Origin of the sequence: Bradyrhizobium sp. U531 (assembly GCF_051710265.1) — a bacterium.
In the GTDB taxonomy this organism is placed as follows: Bacteria; Pseudomonadota; Alphaproteobacteria; order Rhizobiales; family Xanthobacteraceae; genus Bradyrhizobium.
Window position 1 is genome coordinate 549,024 of record NZ_JASVEN010000004.1, and the last position, 17,401, is coordinate 566,424.

The 17,401-nt window shown below is 59.2% G+C and carries 10 protein-coding genes and 3 pseudogenes; 3 read left to right on the forward strand and 10 right to left on the reverse strand.

The window, feature by feature from the left end:
- Positions 1-821: 821 nt before the first annotated feature.
- Complete coding sequence (gene queD / locus QRQ56_RS22105; protein WP_085361592.1) at positions 822-1,184, reverse strand: 6-carboxytetrahydropterin synthase QueD; 363 nt, start codon at positions 1,182-1,184, stop codon at positions 822-824.
- 706 nt (positions 1,185-1,890) lie between these two features.
- Between queD and QRQ56_RS22110 the strand changes: the two genes are divergently transcribed.
- The gene (locus QRQ56_RS22110; protein WP_317245407.1) at positions 1,891-3,309 is read left to right on the forward strand and encodes an MATE family efflux transporter; all 1,419 of its coding nucleotides are present in this window, start codon (positions 1,891-1,893) and stop codon (positions 3,307-3,309) included.
- Between the two features lie 86 nt (positions 3,310-3,395).
- Here QRQ56_RS22110 and QRQ56_RS22115 read toward each other — a convergent pair.
- A pseudogene (locus tag QRQ56_RS22115) lies at positions 3,396-3,799 on the reverse strand (transposase); the annotation flags it as partial.
- Between QRQ56_RS22115 and QRQ56_RS22120 the strand changes: the two are divergent.
- Positions 3,764-4,033, forward strand: coding sequence for a hypothetical protein (locus QRQ56_RS22120; RefSeq protein ID WP_438743030.1), 270 nt, complete (start codon positions 3,764-3,766; stop codon positions 4,031-4,033). The pseudogene QRQ56_RS22115 and the gene QRQ56_RS22120 overlap by 36 nt on opposite strands.
- Positions 4,034-4,872: 839 nt before the next feature.
- On the opposite strand, the gene QRQ56_RS22125 is transcribed toward QRQ56_RS22120, so the two are convergent.
- From QRQ56_RS22125 to QRQ56_RS22145, 5 genes and pseudogenes are all read right to left on the reverse strand, one after another.
- A complete protein-coding gene (locus QRQ56_RS22125) occupies positions 4,873-6,273 on the reverse strand; it encodes an aspartate ammonia-lyase (protein ID WP_317245406.1) in 1,401 nt (466 codons plus the stop codon).
- Positions 6,274-6,372: 99 nt separating this feature from the next.
- Positions 6,373-7,428, reverse strand: a complete 1,056-nt coding sequence (locus QRQ56_RS22130) for a LysR family transcriptional regulator (RefSeq protein ID WP_438742973.1) — start codon at positions 7,426-7,428, stop codon at positions 6,373-6,375.
- Between the two features lie 1,563 nt (positions 7,429-8,991).
- Positions 8,992-10,197 (reverse strand): MFS transporter, encoded by a 1,206-nt coding sequence (locus tag QRQ56_RS22135; protein WP_438742974.1) that lies wholly within the window; start codon positions 10,195-10,197, stop codon positions 8,992-8,994.
- 877 nt (positions 10,198-11,074) lie between these two features.
- Positions 11,075-11,384, reverse strand: a pseudogene (locus tag QRQ56_RS22140) (transposase); the annotation flags it as partial.
- 1,201 nt (positions 11,385-12,585) lie between these two features.
- Positions 12,586-12,792: a cold-shock protein gene (locus tag QRQ56_RS22145; protein WP_219682983.1), complete on the reverse strand. Its 207-nt coding sequence runs from the start codon at positions 12,790-12,792 to the stop codon at positions 12,586-12,588.
- A 415-nt stretch (positions 12,793-13,207) separates the two neighbouring features.
- Between QRQ56_RS22145 and QRQ56_RS22150 the strand changes: the two genes are divergently transcribed.
- Positions 13,208-13,513 carry a hypothetical protein gene (locus QRQ56_RS22150; RefSeq protein WP_438742975.1) on the forward strand — a complete coding sequence of 102 codons (306 nt, stop codon included), beginning with the start codon at positions 13,208-13,210 and terminating at the stop codon, positions 13,511-13,513.
- A 615-nt stretch (positions 13,514-14,128) separates the two neighbouring features.
- On the opposite strand, the pseudogene QRQ56_RS22155 reads toward QRQ56_RS22150, so the two are convergent.
- The 3 genes and pseudogenes from QRQ56_RS22155 to QRQ56_RS22165 all read right to left on the reverse strand — a co-directional run bounded on the left by QRQ56_RS22155 (position 14,129) and on the right by QRQ56_RS22165 (position 17,355).
- A pseudogene (locus QRQ56_RS22155) lies at positions 14,129-15,316 on the reverse strand (IS91 family transposase).
- 57 nt (positions 15,317-15,373) lie between these two features.
- Positions 15,374-16,237, reverse strand: coding sequence for a tyrosine-type recombinase/integrase (locus QRQ56_RS22160; RefSeq protein ID WP_438742976.1), 864 nt, complete (start codon positions 16,235-16,237; stop codon positions 15,374-15,376).
- A gap of 428 nt (positions 16,238-16,665) precedes the next feature.
- A complete protein-coding gene (locus QRQ56_RS22165) occupies positions 16,666-17,355 on the reverse strand; it encodes an IclR family transcriptional regulator (protein ID WP_438742977.1) in 690 nt (229 codons plus the stop codon).
- Positions 17,356-17,401: the final 46 nt, after the last annotated feature.

Genomic DNA, 17,401 nt, shown 5'->3' on the forward strand with positions numbered 1-17,401 from the left:
TGATTTGCTGCAGGCTTAGATAGTTGCCAAGAAATTCAATCCCCGCCAATTTTGGGCGCGAAACGAGCCGGCCAAGACGCGATAGTCCGGCGATTACTCGAGCGCGGCCGCCATTTCGGCTAAGGTTTGGGGATCGGAGGCTCCCGGGATGAACCCGCGGTCGGTGCGGGCCTGACTGCACTCTATCGGATGCGGCGGGGCGAGGCATCGGTTCCTGTGGACAGCTGTTCGCCCGGTTTACGTCCGCAGCTATTGGTTGGGTGGAAATAACCAGTCGGCCAAGGGATGCATCCGTGACCAGTCAGCGCGGACGCTCGAGTCCGGCACCTCGCCAGCTTCAATTGAGGCTTCGCCCGTCGAAGTGTCGAACGGGGGGTATTGACGGCGATGTCTATGGCACGCTCGCGCACATGCGGGCTTGCGCGATCTTGCATCAACCCGTGCTCCTCGCATTGGCGGCTAGCGCCGACCTGCTGCAGCACCAAGTCGCCCAACCGCAGCGTCCGGAATGGCGGGTCGTCTCGCCGGTACAATCAGCATCGAATTCGCTCCTGAGGACGAATCGCTCTGATCGTTCCGCGGTTAGCACAACGCGAGATTCCGAATCGTTTGGCCGGAAGCTTTTCGAATGCGATCACGTGATGGGTGTCCTCATAGCCAAACCGGGCGCTCCGGTCGGATCCAAGGGCTCTTCTGTGAGCGCGGAAATCTGGCCGCGGGCGTGGCGGATGAAGAGCCGAATCGCAGATCGAGCAAGTCCGCTTCTGAGCCGAAGAACGACAGGCGCGCCGCATCGACACAGTCCCAAATCAGCGCTGAATTCAGCGATCGGGCCCGTCATATTCCGCCCAACTATCCGTCGTCTCGTACACCCTCACGCTCGAGAGTTGGGCGAGGCGCGGTTTCGCGTGCTCCCAGATCCAGATGGCGATATTTTCCGCCGTCGGATTTTCCAGTCCCGGGACGTCGTTCAGGCAATGGTGATCGAGCTTCTTTATAAGAAGGCCAAACGCTTCCTCCATGTTGAAGAAATCCATTACGAATCCGGTGTGCGGATCGACGGCCCCGTTCAGCACGACCTCGACGCGATAGGAATGACCATGCACCCGATGACAGCGATGTGTCTGCGGGACGTTTGGAAGTCGGTGCGCTGCCTCGAACTTAAATGCTTGGGATATCTTCATGTGATGCCGAGTGTTTGTGGGACTGCACGCTGAGCCGCCATTTCGGCTGAGCCAGGCAGTCCGAGATAGCCCGCCGCTCGACGGCGTCAGGGCGGTCTTTCGATCGAAGCAGAAATTGTTCAAGCCACGCTCATCGAACCGGTCTGGCAGGCTGCCGGTTGCGGCCACACGAATTTTCAGTTCGTGTCCGCGAGTGACGGCCAGCGCGGCGCTATTTACTGACGCAAATCCAGTCACCACGCTGGCCGGGGCCGGCAGCCTGCCGTTCGTCTCGATCGCGCTGAGGAACCCGATATCGTGTAAAGATTGCAGGACATCATCGAACCACCACAGTGGTTCTGAGCACGTTCATTGCTTGTGCCATGCAGATGATGGAGCGTCTACTACAAGATCCGGTAGATGCCAAAACCAACTTGAGGCTCTAGGGTCTGGCCGCGTTTCCCCGCCGATCATCATCCCGAGAAGTGAACGCAACCGGCACGATGCTCAACCAAAGGGCGGAACGGCACAATATGACTAGCAGAACCTGGGGGCTACCCTCGAACACCTCAGTCAGTATTCGCTACAACTGACGGGAGGCGTATGCCCAGGCAAAAATCAGCTTTGAAAACGTCAATCTATCCAGGCGATCACGGCGTGCCAGAGCAGATCCAGAGAGGATTGCGCTGAGTACGCCATCGTCGAATTTGGAAAAATTCACTCGTCCGTGAATGGACCGAATACAGAATTCGCCCTCGACAGCAAGCGTAATGTGATGCCAAAGAAAAAACAGCACGTCGATCTATCGGACCAGAATCTCTTGAGTCTTATCCTGCGGCTCGCCATTCCGTCTGTTGTTGGATTATCGATCCATGCGCTGCAGCAGGTCGTCAACGCGATCTTTGTTGGCGCCCTAGGCGCGCAGGCGATCGCAGCTGTTAGCATGACCTTGCCGATCGTGGTCCTGCTCGCCGCAGCCGGACAGGGGATCGGTGTTGGAGCAGCGTCGTTCATATCTCGTCATCTGGGCGCTCGTGAGTACCTAGAAGCGAGTCGAGGCGCAAGCACGGCACTTGCGCTCGCCGCTCCGATCGGTATCATAGTCACCCTCACTCTGCTTCCAAATCTGCCAGGGATATTTGCAACGCTCGGAGCAACCCCAACCATCATGCCCGTGGCGCTCGACTACGCGGGAACGGTTTTGTTGGGGTGCACCCCGATGCTACTAAATACCGTCAGCGGGTTCATTGTAAGAGCCGAAGGCTATACACGATTTAGCATGTGGGTGATGATGACCGCGTTTATCCTGAACGCTGTGCTTGATCCCGTCTTCATATTTTCACTTGACCTTGGCGTGCGAGGCGCAGCCCTCGCAACGCTGGTGTCTCAGATCTCTGCTGTCGGACTGTATATCGCGTATTTTACGAAGCTTGGCGGGACGGTTCTCGTCAGGATATCTCACATATCATTGCGAGCAGACCGCATCAGACAGCTCGCGTTGGTAGGCGCGCCGGCGACAATGACGAGTATCTTATCTGCTCTTGCCGTTATGCTCTTGTACGGAGCTGCTGCGCCGTTCGGCGACGATTCCATCGCCGCGGTTGGAATAGCTGTGCGTATCTTGATGGTCGGCGCACTGCCTATCACCGGGTTCTGTATTGGCGCTCAAGCTATCCTGGGTTTCGGTTGGGGCGCACGCGACTATGCTCATATATTGAGGGCTGCGAAGTTCATGCTCTTCGTGACGATCGCATTCTCGGTGCTGTATTCTGCGGCCGTTGTGATTTTTGCAAGGCCTTTAGTGAGCCTATTTAGCGATAACGAGTACGTCACCGAAATTGCCGTCTCGACCTGCATCGTGTTCCATCTCTTCTTTGGACTGTTTGGGGTGCAGAGTTTCGTGACGGCAATGCTTCAGTCATTTGGGAGAGCGCGCCTCAGTGCAATTGTGTCCTTGGCCAGGCAGGGGTATCTCTTCATACCGGCCGTACTGTTATTCCCGCTGGTAGCGGGCTTTAACGGACTGTTAGCCAGTCAAGCGCTCGCAGAGCTTGGCGCCGGGATAATCGCTCTCATCGTCATGTTCAACCAGTTCGGCGAGCTCAGACGAGCGCTCCGCCACGGTCCTCAAGAGCGATCGGGATAGCGGGTTGAGCTGAGAACGGATATGATCGAGGCACAGATCATTGGGCGCTAGCCTCCTGGGAGGCTCGCCGTTAAAGCGTGATGGGACTAGCTTCGATAGCCTGAGTTTTTGAGGTAGTTGGCGCATTCTTCGGGTGTAAATGCATAAAGGAGTTCGCCGATGGCGGCGCAGACCGCATCGACGGTTCGTGCGGCTGCCTTGCGGAGCAGATGCTTGAGTTTGGCAAAGACTCGTTCGATGGGGTTCAGGTCGGGTGAGTATTTTGGCAGGAAGAAGAGCTTTGCTCCGGCGAAGCCGATGAGCTGGCGCACGGCTTTGCTTTTGTGGCTGCCGAGATTGTCCGGGACGACGATGTCGCCGGGCCGAAGGGTCGGCAGGAGAACCTTCTCCACATAGATCCGGAAGCTCACGCCATGATTGGTCCCTCGATGAACCATGGCGCATAGATCCGGTCATGGCGCAGGGCCGCCAGAAAGGTAATGGTTTTCCAACCCATCTGGCCCCGAGCAACGCTGCCGGTCTCATCGACCCGCTTCATCCAGCCGATCGCCGTGCTGATCGCCACTCCAAACTGCTTGGCGGCCCGATTGCGCGCCCTAACGGCCAAATTAAGGGCGTCAGCTCTTACGGCATTGATATCGGCGAAAGGCTGGAAGTCGAAGCGCCCCAAGGCAGTGGCAATGTGGTCGGCCGTGAAGCGGGGGTGATCTCAATCGAGAGCTGACTATCACACCAGTAACATGCGGTGTTTCCGAATTGGTGAATGGAAATGCGAACCCCCTTTGCGCTTTGCTACTCTATGGCAAGCAGCTAAATGCAATGGCGCCAATACAAAAGGTGATGCTAACTTTTGCTACAAACCAGGTAAACACTGGCACGGTCATCGACAAGGCCTACAGCCAGAGCATCTTGATTGACCTTACCTTATACTCAAACCGAATGTCGCATACGACATAAACAACGTCTAGGAGTGGGGAAACTTCAGCTGGGCCCAGTCGATACGACGGATGAGATTCTGACGCGCGCAGCTGCCTCTCGGCATCGGATGGATTTCGCGTGCCTCAGTGCCGTCTTGAATACGGCAGCGAACGAACGAAAAAATGTTGGGCCAGTGTTCACCTGCGGGACTCGATCACGCCTCGTGAATGTATCATCAGGTGAATCAGGCCGTAACCAGCTATCGGAGAACTTGCACATCTTGATCGGGCTACCGGCCGAACAGGATGTGAAGATTGGCGGAGGCCAGGACGGCCCCACGCGAATGGTTAGAATACGTTATCGACGATGTCTTACGTGTTTGCTGACTTTGCCGATCACTGCCCCTGGCACTACGGCCGGGCGCGTCCGTATAAGCACGACTTGAAGAGAGGCCGGAGCACTGACCTATGGACAAGCGGCCTCTCGATCGTGGCGCATCGTCTCATCCGCCGCATCGGGTTGGAGACAGGGCGATGGCGAGTTGGCTGTGGCATGACCTTCGTAGGTTGATCCTCTGGCGTTGTGCATCGACTCGCGGCATGCTCGTGAGCCCTTCGCGTACAAGGGCAAGTGCAGAATCGCGGCTCATGCGGCATTCTCGCGATAACGGGTGCTCTCGTGCAGCATCTGCAAAACCGCGCTACGGTTCAGAAGTCCGCGGTCGATCGCGATTTCGATGAAGGGCCGCATTTGCTCAGCGGCTGTAAGCACAAGTGTCGATACCTGTTCATAACCAAGGCGCGGTACGAACACGGTCGCAAGAGCCGAAGATTGCATCAAGTTGCTGAGCGACCGTTCCCGGTCTGCCCGGATCCCCGAGATGCATTGGTCGGCAAATATTCTGGCCGATCGCGTCAAAAGCTCGATCGAATCGAAGAGGCGCGAGGCGATGACTGGCTCGAAGTGATTGATTTCGAGTTGGCCGCTCAACGCTGAGAGAGATACTGCGGCGTCGTTGCCCACGATAGCGAACGCAACTTGCTGGATCATCATCGGCAGGACTGGATTGAGTTTACCTGGCATGATCGAAGAACCGGGCTGGAGAGCGGGCAACCGCAATTCGCCAAGCCCCGTATTTGGCCCAGAGGAAAGGATGATCAGGTCAGAGGCGATTTTCGCCATTACCTCTGCTGCGATGCGGATTTCCGACGACACGCGTGCGAAGGCGTCGGCGTTCTGCATGGCATCGAACATGTCGTCGCCTGGGCGTACCGCGTGGCCCAAGATTGCCGCAAGATGTCCATAAACGGCACGGCGATAGCCCGGCACTGCTCCGAGCCCGGTGCCAATCGCAGTGCCTCCGAGGGGAAGCACCATCAATTCCTGGCGCGCCACGGACAGCTTCAAGGAGAGCCGCTTGATCGCTGATGCGTAACCGCCGAACGCCTGACCGAGCGTCATCGGCTGGGCGGCCTGCATGCATGTGCGGCCGACGCGCAATACGTCAGCGAATACAATGGCCCGCTCCGAAAGAGCGGCCGCCACCTGGTCCAGCGCACCCACCAGATCGCCGGACTTTTCGTGCGCCGCCAACTTGAGCGCCGAGGGCAGCACATCGTTCGTCGACTGGCATAGGTTCACGTGATCATTTGGATGGATCACGTCGTACCGACCGGGCTTTTCACCGACAATTTGCAGGGCCCGGTTCGCCAGAACCTCGTTCATGTTCATGTTGATCGATGTACCGCCGGAGCCTTCGAGCAAATCGATGATAAACTGCCCATCGTGTTTACCAGCAATGACCTCGTCCGCAGCTGCGATTAGTGCTCCTGCTACTTTGGCGTCGAGGGCTCCGAGCTCACGGTTCGCCGCCGCGGCAGCGCGCTTGATGCGCGCTAGTGCCCGAAGAAGTGCCGGCTGATCACCGAGCTTCTGGAGTGAGATGTCGAAGTTCTCGCTCCCACGCAGGGAGGCCAAGCCGTACAGGGCGCGCAGCGGCAGCTCGCGCGTTCCTAGACTGTCTATTTCGGTGCGAGTCGCTGACATCTCTGATCCCGGGTTCGGACGCTACGCAAACAACTCTCTCCGAAGACGGGTGAGAGTTAAAGCTAAGATCGGAGATGTTATGAAGGCTAATAAGTATGATTAATTAGGGTTATACTGTTCGTCGAGAGTCCGGGTGGAGCCACCCGCAACGCACCGGCAGGCGGCGTCCTCGTGAGCGAGCGGATCCAACACGATGCTGCCGACGGAACGAGCCATCCAGGGAATTTGAGCCGCGATCTGGGGCAAGGTCCAGTTCCGCAGGAGCACACAAGTATCATCCGCTATTCGCGCAGCCAACGTGCCTAATCCGCCTTGCTTAGTCACCAACGCGATCGTGCGCGAGAGGCCGGTCGCCGGCAATGGCATGACTTCGAGCGCCGGTCGATGGACGGCAGCCTGCAATATGCACAGGGGTGTTGTAATCGCCACGCCTATGCCATTGGCGACCATCGAGAGCAGCGAGTCCGACGTGTCGAACGACATCGTCTGCGGATGCTCTATCCTTAGACGCCGGAGATGACGTTCAATTTGCGTTCCCATGTGCGAACGCGCGGTGTAGCGGATAAGTCGGTGCTCGAGTAGTAGGTCGTCCAGTGGACGATCGCGAAGAGTATCCGCCCAGGCAATCGGTGCTACCAGGAGGAATGGCTCGCGCAATAGGGGTAAGCGGGTAACTTCGTCAACGCCCTCCATTGGATCCGATGTGACAGCTGCATCGATCTCGTTGCGCATCAATGCCTCGGCGTGCGCGGGTACCAGCCCCGAATACGCGCTCACGCGAAGCGCGATTGAACCCGCCATGAGGCTGCGGACCAACAGTGGTCCCACTGTGGACGCGAACGTGTCGATCATCCCGAGCCGAAGGTCCTCGCGTTCGGGACGCGCTGCGGCGGCCCGCATTTCCTCGACAGCTCGTCCGACGCGCAGGGTTATCTCGCGCATGTGGGTGAGCAGAGCTTGCCCCGCCTCCGTGGGCCCAAGGGGACGACGATCGCGACGGACGAGGGATGCGCCAATATGCGCTTCCGCGCGCTTCATCGCTTGTGAAACGGCCGATTGAGTGATGCCAAGTCTGAGGCCGGCCGCGCTCATGCTGCCCTCTTCGATGACGACGGCCGCGACTTCCAGTACACGCAAATCAGGCAAACTAAACATAGGAAGCCTACGCTAATGGATTTTTATCGGGTGTGCCACTAGTCCGTTTTCTCAGTTGCGGCGAGTCAATCTACTCGACAGGTTGGCGCACCGGAAACTCGCGCTTACTGCGCAAACAGCCGATTCCAAAGCCGCAGCGGTGGAACTGTTCGATGACACTTCATTTATCGACATTTCCAACCGCTCCAATTTCGGCGCAGAGTTCGATCCGGTGTGTCTGGAGAGTCCGCGCCAAATGACAACATTTCCGGGTGGCGGATCGGCGGCCCTGGCCAGGTCGCCACCCAATTGTGCAAGTTCGGTCAAGTAGAATGCGGGGTTCCAAGGCGACCTCGTCGAATGCCGACGTCCTTGATGAGTTCATCGGGCAATACGATCTCGGTGTCCGTGGAGGCGATCTTCGTGATGCGTCCGGGCCGTACGATTGAGCATGATGAGCCAGAGGACGCGCCAGCTGAGAGGGCAGACGACCGCCATCAAACTAGCGAGCCGCTCTGCGGTCCGCAGTTTTGAGTCCTCCGCCCTGCAGCCCGATTTTAGGAGCTTCTGGAACAGCTCGATTTTCGTGCACGCACCTATTGGATCATGGACGTAGCCGCGCCTCTCTCTTGTCAACGATGAGTGCGCCGCCTTTGTCCACGAGGTCAGAAGTTGACGCGATGGCCGCCGCGCATGAGCTCCCTCTTGAGCCTTTTGGCCGACGCGGGCATCGATGTGTAGGTGCCTGCGAGTTCGCGGATATGGGTATCCGCAGACACGTCCGACCACCGGCCGATGATCCAATGCGACGGCCATCCCGAAAGGAGTGAAGCCACCTGCCACAATGCGCTCAAGAGCGTAAACTTGATCTAGAGGCCGCGCCGATCTTGCGTCTCGTCTTCGGCACCATCATGCGAGTTCATTGACAGTAAGCCCAGTTCTAGACCATGGCTTTGAGATCCCAGTGGGTCTAAGGACGCAATTGATCGAAGTCGCTGGTTGGAGTGCCATTGTGATGCTGGTGAGCGCTCAATCAGGAAAGCACGCAAGTAGACGTCATCAGCTTGCTGTTCCGCGCAGGAAGGCGATGATGGCTCAGCTGCTCGGCAGCGCCTCGGAAGAGCCAGCAAAGAGCGCCTTCGGTTGAGCGCGATAGGACCGATCATCGAGAAGCGCGTCACACGCCACCGTGAGGACGCTCACGGGATGAAGAAGGCGAGCTTGCCCGTCTGTCGGGTAGCGCCAATTATGATGCTAGAATGCCGGGTAATCTCAGGACAGAGACATTGTTGTGTGGAAAGAATGCAAAAGTGTTCCGCAGTGCGGTAGACCGCTCGACCGAATGCTCCTCGCAATGCCGCAACGGCGCAATCGCCCGAGATGTTCGCGTACATCGCCAGAAACCTCGATGCCGAGTTCCTCAACGAGTTCTCGGGCAAGGCCTGGCGTGGTGTTTCACCCCCTTCGACCGGTCCGCTTGGCTGCACGAACATTTTGGTCCAACGCTCGCGTACCAGCGGAAGGTTTCGTGCGACATTCGTGGTAGGGCACGCGGCGATCCGCGCGGTGCGCACGGCTGCGGCGTTATCCATCAAGCAACGCCCCCTTTTTTAGATCACCCTCTGGGGCTGCTTGCGGGAGAACTATCAGCAGAGGGATGATGACGACCATACCAGCTGCCAGCATCACTCCTGATGGGCCGGCTACAGTCAACATCTGGGCGCCAAGGACGGCTCCGAAGCCGATGGCCGAATTGATGACCGCCGAGTGCATCGCGGCAGCAGTCATCACTGTCGAACCGGCGGCGCGCAGGATCCAGGTCTGGAGTCCCGCGAACAGCGCCGCGACGGCAGCGCCCCAGATGACCAGCAAGACAAGGACCCGGCCTGTCCCCAAGTGGGGACCAAACCATCCAAGGCCAACGAGCGCCAGACACAGAGCAAGCAGCCCCGCAGTGATGATGGGCTTCATGAAGCGGTCGATGAGGACGCCCGCCAGGATGTTCCCCAGGAATCCTGCTCCGCCAAAGCCGAACAACAGCGCGCCGATCATGACTTGGGCAACGTTTGGAATCTCGCTGAGGAATGGTTCTATAAATGTGTACGCCCCGAAATGCGCCGCCGCCATGAATGTCGTTACGGCATAGATCCCCAACAGGTCATGCCTGCGGCAGACTGATCCAAGCTCTCTCCATCCCGCTGGCGTCCCGGCCTGCATTTTCGGAAGAACTGCCACCATCAGGGCTGAGGTGATCAGTCCGATGGCGCCAATTAATCTGAACGCTGCACGCCATCCGCTCACCTGACCGACGAAGTTCGCGAGCGGCACGCCAACAACGGTCGCCATCGAGATCCCGCCGAATACGATTGCCATCGCAACACCCATACTGCGGGACGGCGCAATCTTAGACGCAACCGCAGCCGCCATGGCCCAATAGAAACCGTGAACGACAGCGCCCACCGTGCGTGCCAGCAACAACCCTTCGAAAGTGTGAGACATCGTCGCCGCAAACGTTGTTGCGGAAAGGATAAGAGTCAAGGCGATGAGTAGCGGCTTGCGAGGAAACTTCTGAAGCAGAACGGGTGACAACAGACCGCTGGCAGCACCGATCCAGGCATAGAGGGCCACCGTGAGCCCGACCCCTGCCTGATCTCGTCCGAGGTCGCGAGCGATCTGAGACAACAGCCCGATAGGTGCTATCTCTGCCAAGACGATGTGAAACGAGGCGATGCCTAGCACGATGACGGCGAGCCAGATGCGGAGCGAAGATTCTGTGCCGTCACTCGTCATTATTAAACATCACTGTACGAAGGATCCGCCCGTTTGATTTGTCGATGATCAGCCGCTGCTTGTACGCATTTGTCCCATGGACGTGGCGCCGCATGGCACGGGCGTCTCTCCGGATGTTAATCGACCTGCACCGGTGGTATCCGATCGTTACGGTTGCATGGGTCGTTCTCTCCATCAACTGCGAGAGTTGATAGTTGACACACGACAAACGGCACTCGGTGTCCTCGACTGGCGTCCTGAGTGGGACTGTCGTTCCGGCCGGCGTCGTGAAAGAGGGCCTGACCTTACTCGAAGAGCTGCGTCGCTCGCCACCAGGCGCTGCGCTTCGCCAACCCCGCCAAACGAACGGTGCAATAGCATCGTGATGCCTTTCGTGCGTTCGGACGGCCTGCAGATTGCCGAGCTGCCAACACCGAGGAGGAGGTCTCACTCACGATGTCCCGGCACTGCTTCGGCAGCTTTAGCAGGGCGCTCGCGGATCATGATCTCCGGGGAGCCGCGATTGCCTCGCCTGCGTACGCGCGCGCTGGGTGTCAATCGGCCCTTTAATTGCGGTTTGTTGTCAAACTTACATTTCTGAACTCGCCCACGGCACGGTGGTAGTGCTCGCGCCGTCGGAGCTGGTCCGGATTGCGGAGACGGCGCGGGCCGGCTGATACGTGCATTGGATCGCCGGGGCTGGTTGAGGTCTTCGCTGGGATCATGGTCCTTTCCAAGTCGCGCAGCGCCTCATGATGATGTCGGGGTCGGGCGCCTCAACGTTTGCAGCGGAGTGCGGACGAGCCGCCACCGCCTGATTAACCGAGGCCGCCACAACACCGTCCCAGCGAGACATCGCCAGTCCGGCAGACCGGACCAGGAACTCTACAAGATCGGATCAGGCTTCCTTCCCCTGGCCCCAGTCGAACGATGTGCCGTAGACCCAGATACAGTGAAGAAGGATGGCGAGTTTGCGCGCGATGGCGACCTTTGCCTTTCGCATGCCAATCCGCTTAGCGAGCTTCATGCCCCAAGCCCTAAGAGAGGACCATTTCTTCGTTCGATGAAGCAGGACGATCGCCGCCTCGTACAGGTAGGTTGGGAGAAGACGGTCGCCCCATCGTGATATCTTGCCCAGTTTCGCCAGAGTGGTTGCGTCGAGGCGTAAGACCCAGATAGGCGCCGACGCTTGATGCCGATCGGAAGCGCGATGTTTCAAGGTGCCGTCGCATGCGCTGGTTCATTAGGAGGACGGATCGAGCTTTAGCACTGATGCTAGCAGCCGCTCCGGCTTTGAATCCTCAAGTGGGCTTTAACGCGCGATGCCAACGGGCCGTATGTTGGTCCGTGCGAAGCCCTAATGATGGACGGAAGCGTTCCGCGGTTACATAAATTAGACTACGAGGGGCGCGGATCGGTGGTGGACGCCCGAAATGTCCCGGCTCAGCAAAATCCCCTTGGAATTCCGATAGGTGAGTTCGGCATTGCCTTCGTGCATCTCAAAATTCGATTTTCAGTTCTAGCCGGTTCGCTGCGCCAAGAGGATTGCCAACCTCCACGACGAGAGGCTCTAGGGCGGAGAGCGATCCCATAATGGCGTAGCGACTCGACGAGCACTCAACCAAAGATGGCCCCGCCCAATTAAGGTAAATTCAATCCAGCCCTGCCCCGACACTTATTGATGTGAAGGTAAACGATCATCGCCGCTGCGTATCATTTCTCGGCGAGATCATCCAGCACTTGAAGGGCGACTACGCGGTTGCAGCTTCAGCGTACGCGCCAGGCGTGTGGCTGAGCAAAGAACGCGGCGACCGCATGCACAACCGCGGCCGCAGGTGCGGCGTCGTGCTCCCCGAGATCCCCGAAGGCTCCTGATGGAGGGCGTTGAGGAGCCTGCCCACAATCTACGAATTGCCTGCTTGTGAGCCCTCGAGGCTGGCGACCTTGACCGGATCCAACGTCCGGCGAAGGGAGCTCGCGCAGCAATAGCCTGATATCGTAGCCCTCTCGAACGCTCGAGAGTCCTTGCTTAGGTTTTCCATCCCTTCGTTGGTCCACACTGTTGAACTCGCGCCGCAGCACGGTATCGGGTTTGATCAGCGCCGGCGCCACCACCTCCGGTCCAGGATGATCGGCGAGGATGACCTTCCGACCAATAAGCCGCTCGCGAGCGCCTTCAAATCGCGCTATGACGAGCGGGCGGACTGACTGTTACCCGTCTACCAAACGGGACAAAGAGGCGATGCGGCTAGCGAGCATCGCTAGCTACGTTCTTTTGTATTCGGACCCGCGAAACGTCGAAAATTGGCGAGAAATGAAACGACCCCAGTGCTTAAAGAGGCTGGGGTCGTTCCGAGGTAAGCGCCAGACTTGGGCGGGGGGCTGAGGCCAGACGCCTACGACATGAAATCAGACACGCAGATTTTCCGCACTGCTTTTACCGCGCCTCGGGTCGACTTTAAGCTCGTAAGAGACTGCCTGCCCTTCCCGCAGGTCAGAGAGGCCAGCGCGCTCCAGGGCGCTTATGTGTACAAAAACATCTTGGCCGCCCCCATCCGGCTGAATGAAGCCGAAACCCTTCGTCGCGTTAAACCATTTCACAACACCCCTCGCCACTCCCATCTCCCATTTGAGCAATACTGTAGAGTAGTTCTGGTCGGACCATTCGGGCGGCACCGATTCGCGCATTGACGCACAATCTCCGCTGCTTCGGCGTCAGCGTAGTTCGCTTGAGGAGTTCGAGTATGGTGAGCCTGGGCGATCATGCTTTCATGCCAGAGACCAGGCACAGCCGACGGGTTTGACCCAGGTCGCATCGTTCTGATCTTCCAGGCTGTTGCGTCACTTGGGTGACGAAGGTCACGTGGGTGGGTTCTCCTAGCAGGGAAGCCGCGAATTTCATCGGCCCAAATGGCTCATCGGCCACTATTTTGCGGACAAGCAGCGGCCTCGCAACTACCAAAAGGGGTAGCTGGACGAGCGTACCGCACCAAATTAGCATGCTCCCATGACTGTTCGGAGAACATGGAAGATGAACTGGAAGAAGGAACTGGAGGCGCTGGTTCAACAATCCGCGGCACTCGTAGAACGCGCACGGAGCGTAGCGCCTATTCCAAAGCTGGTAGCACCCATCGCGCCAATCGCAAAAGCTTCCCCGCCCGATTCTCCCCGGCGGTTGAGCTGGGACATCTCCGAGCGAGAGCACATCAGCAAACGAGTTGCGAATTTCAGAGCGCATCAAGAGCGCGTGCGCCGCGAGCGCGACGAATATTTTTCCCGCACGATGCAACGGACACGAGATCTCGCGAGAGGCCACGGCTCCGACGAACAGATGTAGGCGGTCGGACAGTCGCGCAACTTTGCTAACAATCCGCCAAATCGCGCCAGAAGAGTCGACTGCGGCCGACCACCGGCTGGGAACGGCGAGTAGCCGTGAGAGTCGTACGAGTCTCCAAAAGACGCCCGTCACAGCCCATCTGAGGATTGCCGCGCGCTGAGGATTGCCGCGTGGTGTCCTCACGCCATAGGTTGCCGTCGTACTGGATGCGCTGGGGGGCAACCACGCGATCTTCGTAGTGGCGCCGCCGACGCCCACACGAATCTGGCGCATGGATTTTGCACCGCCGAGGAAGGCGTGGGTGTTGACCCTGCCCCTCGGGCTTAATCCAGTTTGAAGTTCGTTCTGGCCGAAGACGAGGACCAGAGCATGCAGCACGTTCGAGATCGGAAGGCCCGATCTGCTGGCTCGGCGCGTGAGGCAGAGACACGAGATGTGCGCGTCGGGGAAGAGTTGAGATCAGACGCGCTTCACTGGAGATCGCGATAGGCATTTTGCTGCATGGGACCGTTGTTGTCGCGCAGTGTGAAAGCACGGAGTCGACATCGTCCGCGATGATCGAGACGCTGGGAGCGAAATGACGAATGATGATCGTCGTGCACGGCATGACTTGGCTCACGATGTGTCGCATCGAAACGGTGATGTTCGAGGGCTGGAGCGTCTGAAGCTGTGTCGAAAGCGCTCAATGATGCGCATGACGCCACCACAATCCGGACAGGCAGGAACTTCGGCCCAGGTTTGAGCTTCCGAATCCACAGGCGGCGGCTGGCTTTCGTTTGGGGCTGTCCCATGATCGAGAAGTTCGCGGCAAAGGGCGAGCTTGGCAGCGCGATTGGTTGGCCATGAAGCCGAAGTGGCGGATGCGATGGAAACCGTCGGGCAGCGTATGAAGCAGGAAGCGGCGAATGAACTCGTCGGGCTTGAGCTTCATGATCCTTGTCGCGCCGTCCTGGCGGTAATCCTTCCATGTGAAGGCAACATGATCGTTGTCGGGTGCGACGAGCCGGCTGTTGGCGATCGCGACGCGATGGGTATAGCGGCCGAGATAGGCCAGCACCTGTGCGGGTCCGCCGAAGGGCCGCTTGGCGTAAGCAACCCAGTTGACGCGCTGCCTGGCTTTGATGCGACCAGCGAAAGCGTCGAGTTCGGCAAGAGGAGCAAGATCGCCGAAGAAGCGCAAGGCGCCGGCGTTGAAGGCCCTGATCAGGCGTTTGAGAAAAAGCCAGCGAAAGAGCCGGGACAGCGGTTTGACAGCAAGGAAGAAGTTCGGTCGGCTGGCGATCCAGCGTGTTCCATCAGGTGACGGGCCGCCGCCCGGCACGACACAGTGAATGTGGGGATGATGCGTTAGCGCTTTTCCACAGGGTGTGCAGGACCGCGACGCCGCCGATCTCCGCGCCGAGCCGGCGCGGATTGCCAGCAAGCGTCGGTGATCGCCTCGGCGGCGGCCTTAAACAGGATGGCATAGACGACCGCCTTGTTTTGGAAAGCAATCGTGGCGATCGGTGCAGGAAGCGTAAAGACGACGTGGAAGTAGGGAACCGGCAGCAGGTCGGCTTCTCGCGCGGCACGGCACGCGGCTCGGGCTGGCCCCTGACACCTCGGACAATGCCGATTCCGGCAGGAATTATAGGCGATCCGCGTCATGCCGCAGTCATTGCGGGCCTCGACGTGGCCGCCGAGCGCGTCGGTTCGGCACCCAACAATGGCGCTCACCACCCGCCGCTCGACGCGACCGTGATGACCGGCATGGTCACGACGATAGGCGTCGCCATGCCGGCGCAAGATATCGGCAATGTCGATGGCGGGTCGGTGCGGGCGGACGTCGGGGGGGTCATAAGCCGGATCCCGGAGCCGTTGTCATGCCGGTGGCGTCACCTCCAGCGATAGGCGGTCGAGCGGGCTCTGGGGCGGCCGGATCGTATGGGTGGCGACCTGCGTGTAGCGCGCCCTCGACGACGGATTATTGTGCCCGAGCAGAACCTGGATGATCCGGATGTCGATTCCGTTCTCCAGAAGATGTGTCGCGAAGCTGTGGCGTAGCGTGTGCAGCGTGACGCGCTTGGTCAGGCCCGCAGCCTTGACCGCCGAGCGGCAGGCGGCATGCAACACGGTCGGATCAATCGGGTGACCTTCGTCACGCCCAGGGAACAGATAAAACCGCGGCCGGGCGAGCCGCCAGTAGGTGCGCAGGATGCCGAGCAGTCGGGACGACAGCATCACGTTGCGATCCTTCGCGCCTTTGCCGTGGCGCACCTGGATGACACCGCGGGTGCTGTCGATGTCCTCGATCCGCAGTCCCGCGACCTCGGAGGCCCTGGGGCCGGCCGCATAGGCGGTGGTGAGCGCGGCGCGGCTCTTCAGGCTCGACACCGCCTCGAGGAACTGCACCACTTCGTCGGCGCTGAGAACGACCGGCAGCTTGCGGGGCTCTCGCGCATAGGGAATGCGCTTCGGGATGAGCGCCTCGCCGAGCGTGACGCCGTAGAAAAACCGTAGCGCACAGACGATGATCTGGTTCAGCGCCGGCCATGAGATGTCGGTCGAGACCAGATGCACCTGGAAGGCCCGGACGTCTTCCAGCTCCAACCGCTCAGGCGATCGGCCGAAATAGCGGCTGAACTTCGAAACCGCGCTGATGTAGGATCGCTGCGTCGCCGGCGACAGATTGCGGACTGTCATATCCTCGATCATGCGGCGGCGAAGAGGGCTCAAATCGGCCATCTCAATACCCTGTCTGAGGGGGGCTCCAACACCCACATCCTCTCAGCCAGGAGGCGATCTACGCCACCTCGCCACGCACGCTGCGACAGCGGCTTCGTTCAATCCCAGATCGATTCGGTCTAACCCCATCCGGCTTTAGGCCGCACAATCCGCGAAACGTCCTAACCGCGCTTGCATCGATGTCGGCGCGCCGCAGCTTGGCCGTCACGCCATGACGGCTCCAGAACACGCGCACCAGCACACATCACACGAGCAGCGTAATAGCCTTGAAGAAGCCTCCCTCCTGATGTCCGTGTAGGGATGGGTGGCGTCGAGATCGAGGATGATCTGCAGGCCTCAACAATGCGAGAAATGCGCGCTACGCTCAGGAGAGGCCATTGCGGCACCCGCTGAGCTGTGCGTTATAAACAGAACGCTGCCATTGTAGCTCAGCGCTCAGTTGCAGGCAGCAAACCAGTCAGCGCTTTAGCCTCGGACTTCAGCACTTCAACGGCAGATTTCCGAGCATCTGCATCAAAGCGAGTGCGAATGGCGGAGACTGAGAGCGCGCCCCGCAATTTGCCGTAGACATCGATTACGGGCACCGCTGCGGCCGCAACCTCAGGATCACGCTCGCCGATCGAGACGTAGAAGCCACGATCTCTGATCTTCTTTCCACCAGCTAATGCAAAATCGCGGTAAGCGGTAAGAACGCGGCCCGCAGCGCCGCGATCAATCGGCAATCGTTGTCCTTCTTCGAGGTGATGCCGGACGGAACGCGGAGAATTAACGCGATAAAGGCAAATGCGCTCGTCGCCCTCCGCGATGTAGAAGGATGCGGTCTCTCCGGTTGCTTCGACCAGACGATGGAGCGAGGGTCTGATCAGGTCACCGAGGTCCAGCCCACGCTGATAGAGCGCCCCAAGGCGCCATAGCTCCGGTCCGGGTCGAAATAGCCGGTCGGTCCCCCGCACCAGGAATCCGTCCGCTTCCAGGGATGCGGCAAGGCGAAGGACCGTGCTCTTGTAGAAGTCGGTCGCCTCGGCAATCTCGGTCAGCGTCATGGCTGCGCGCTCAGCGCCGAAGGCCTTGAGGATCGCCAGGGCGCGCCCGACCGCATCAACCCCTGTCTTTGCCATTGATACAGTCCTCATGTTCTGGCGTGCAGAACAGATATCCAGAATG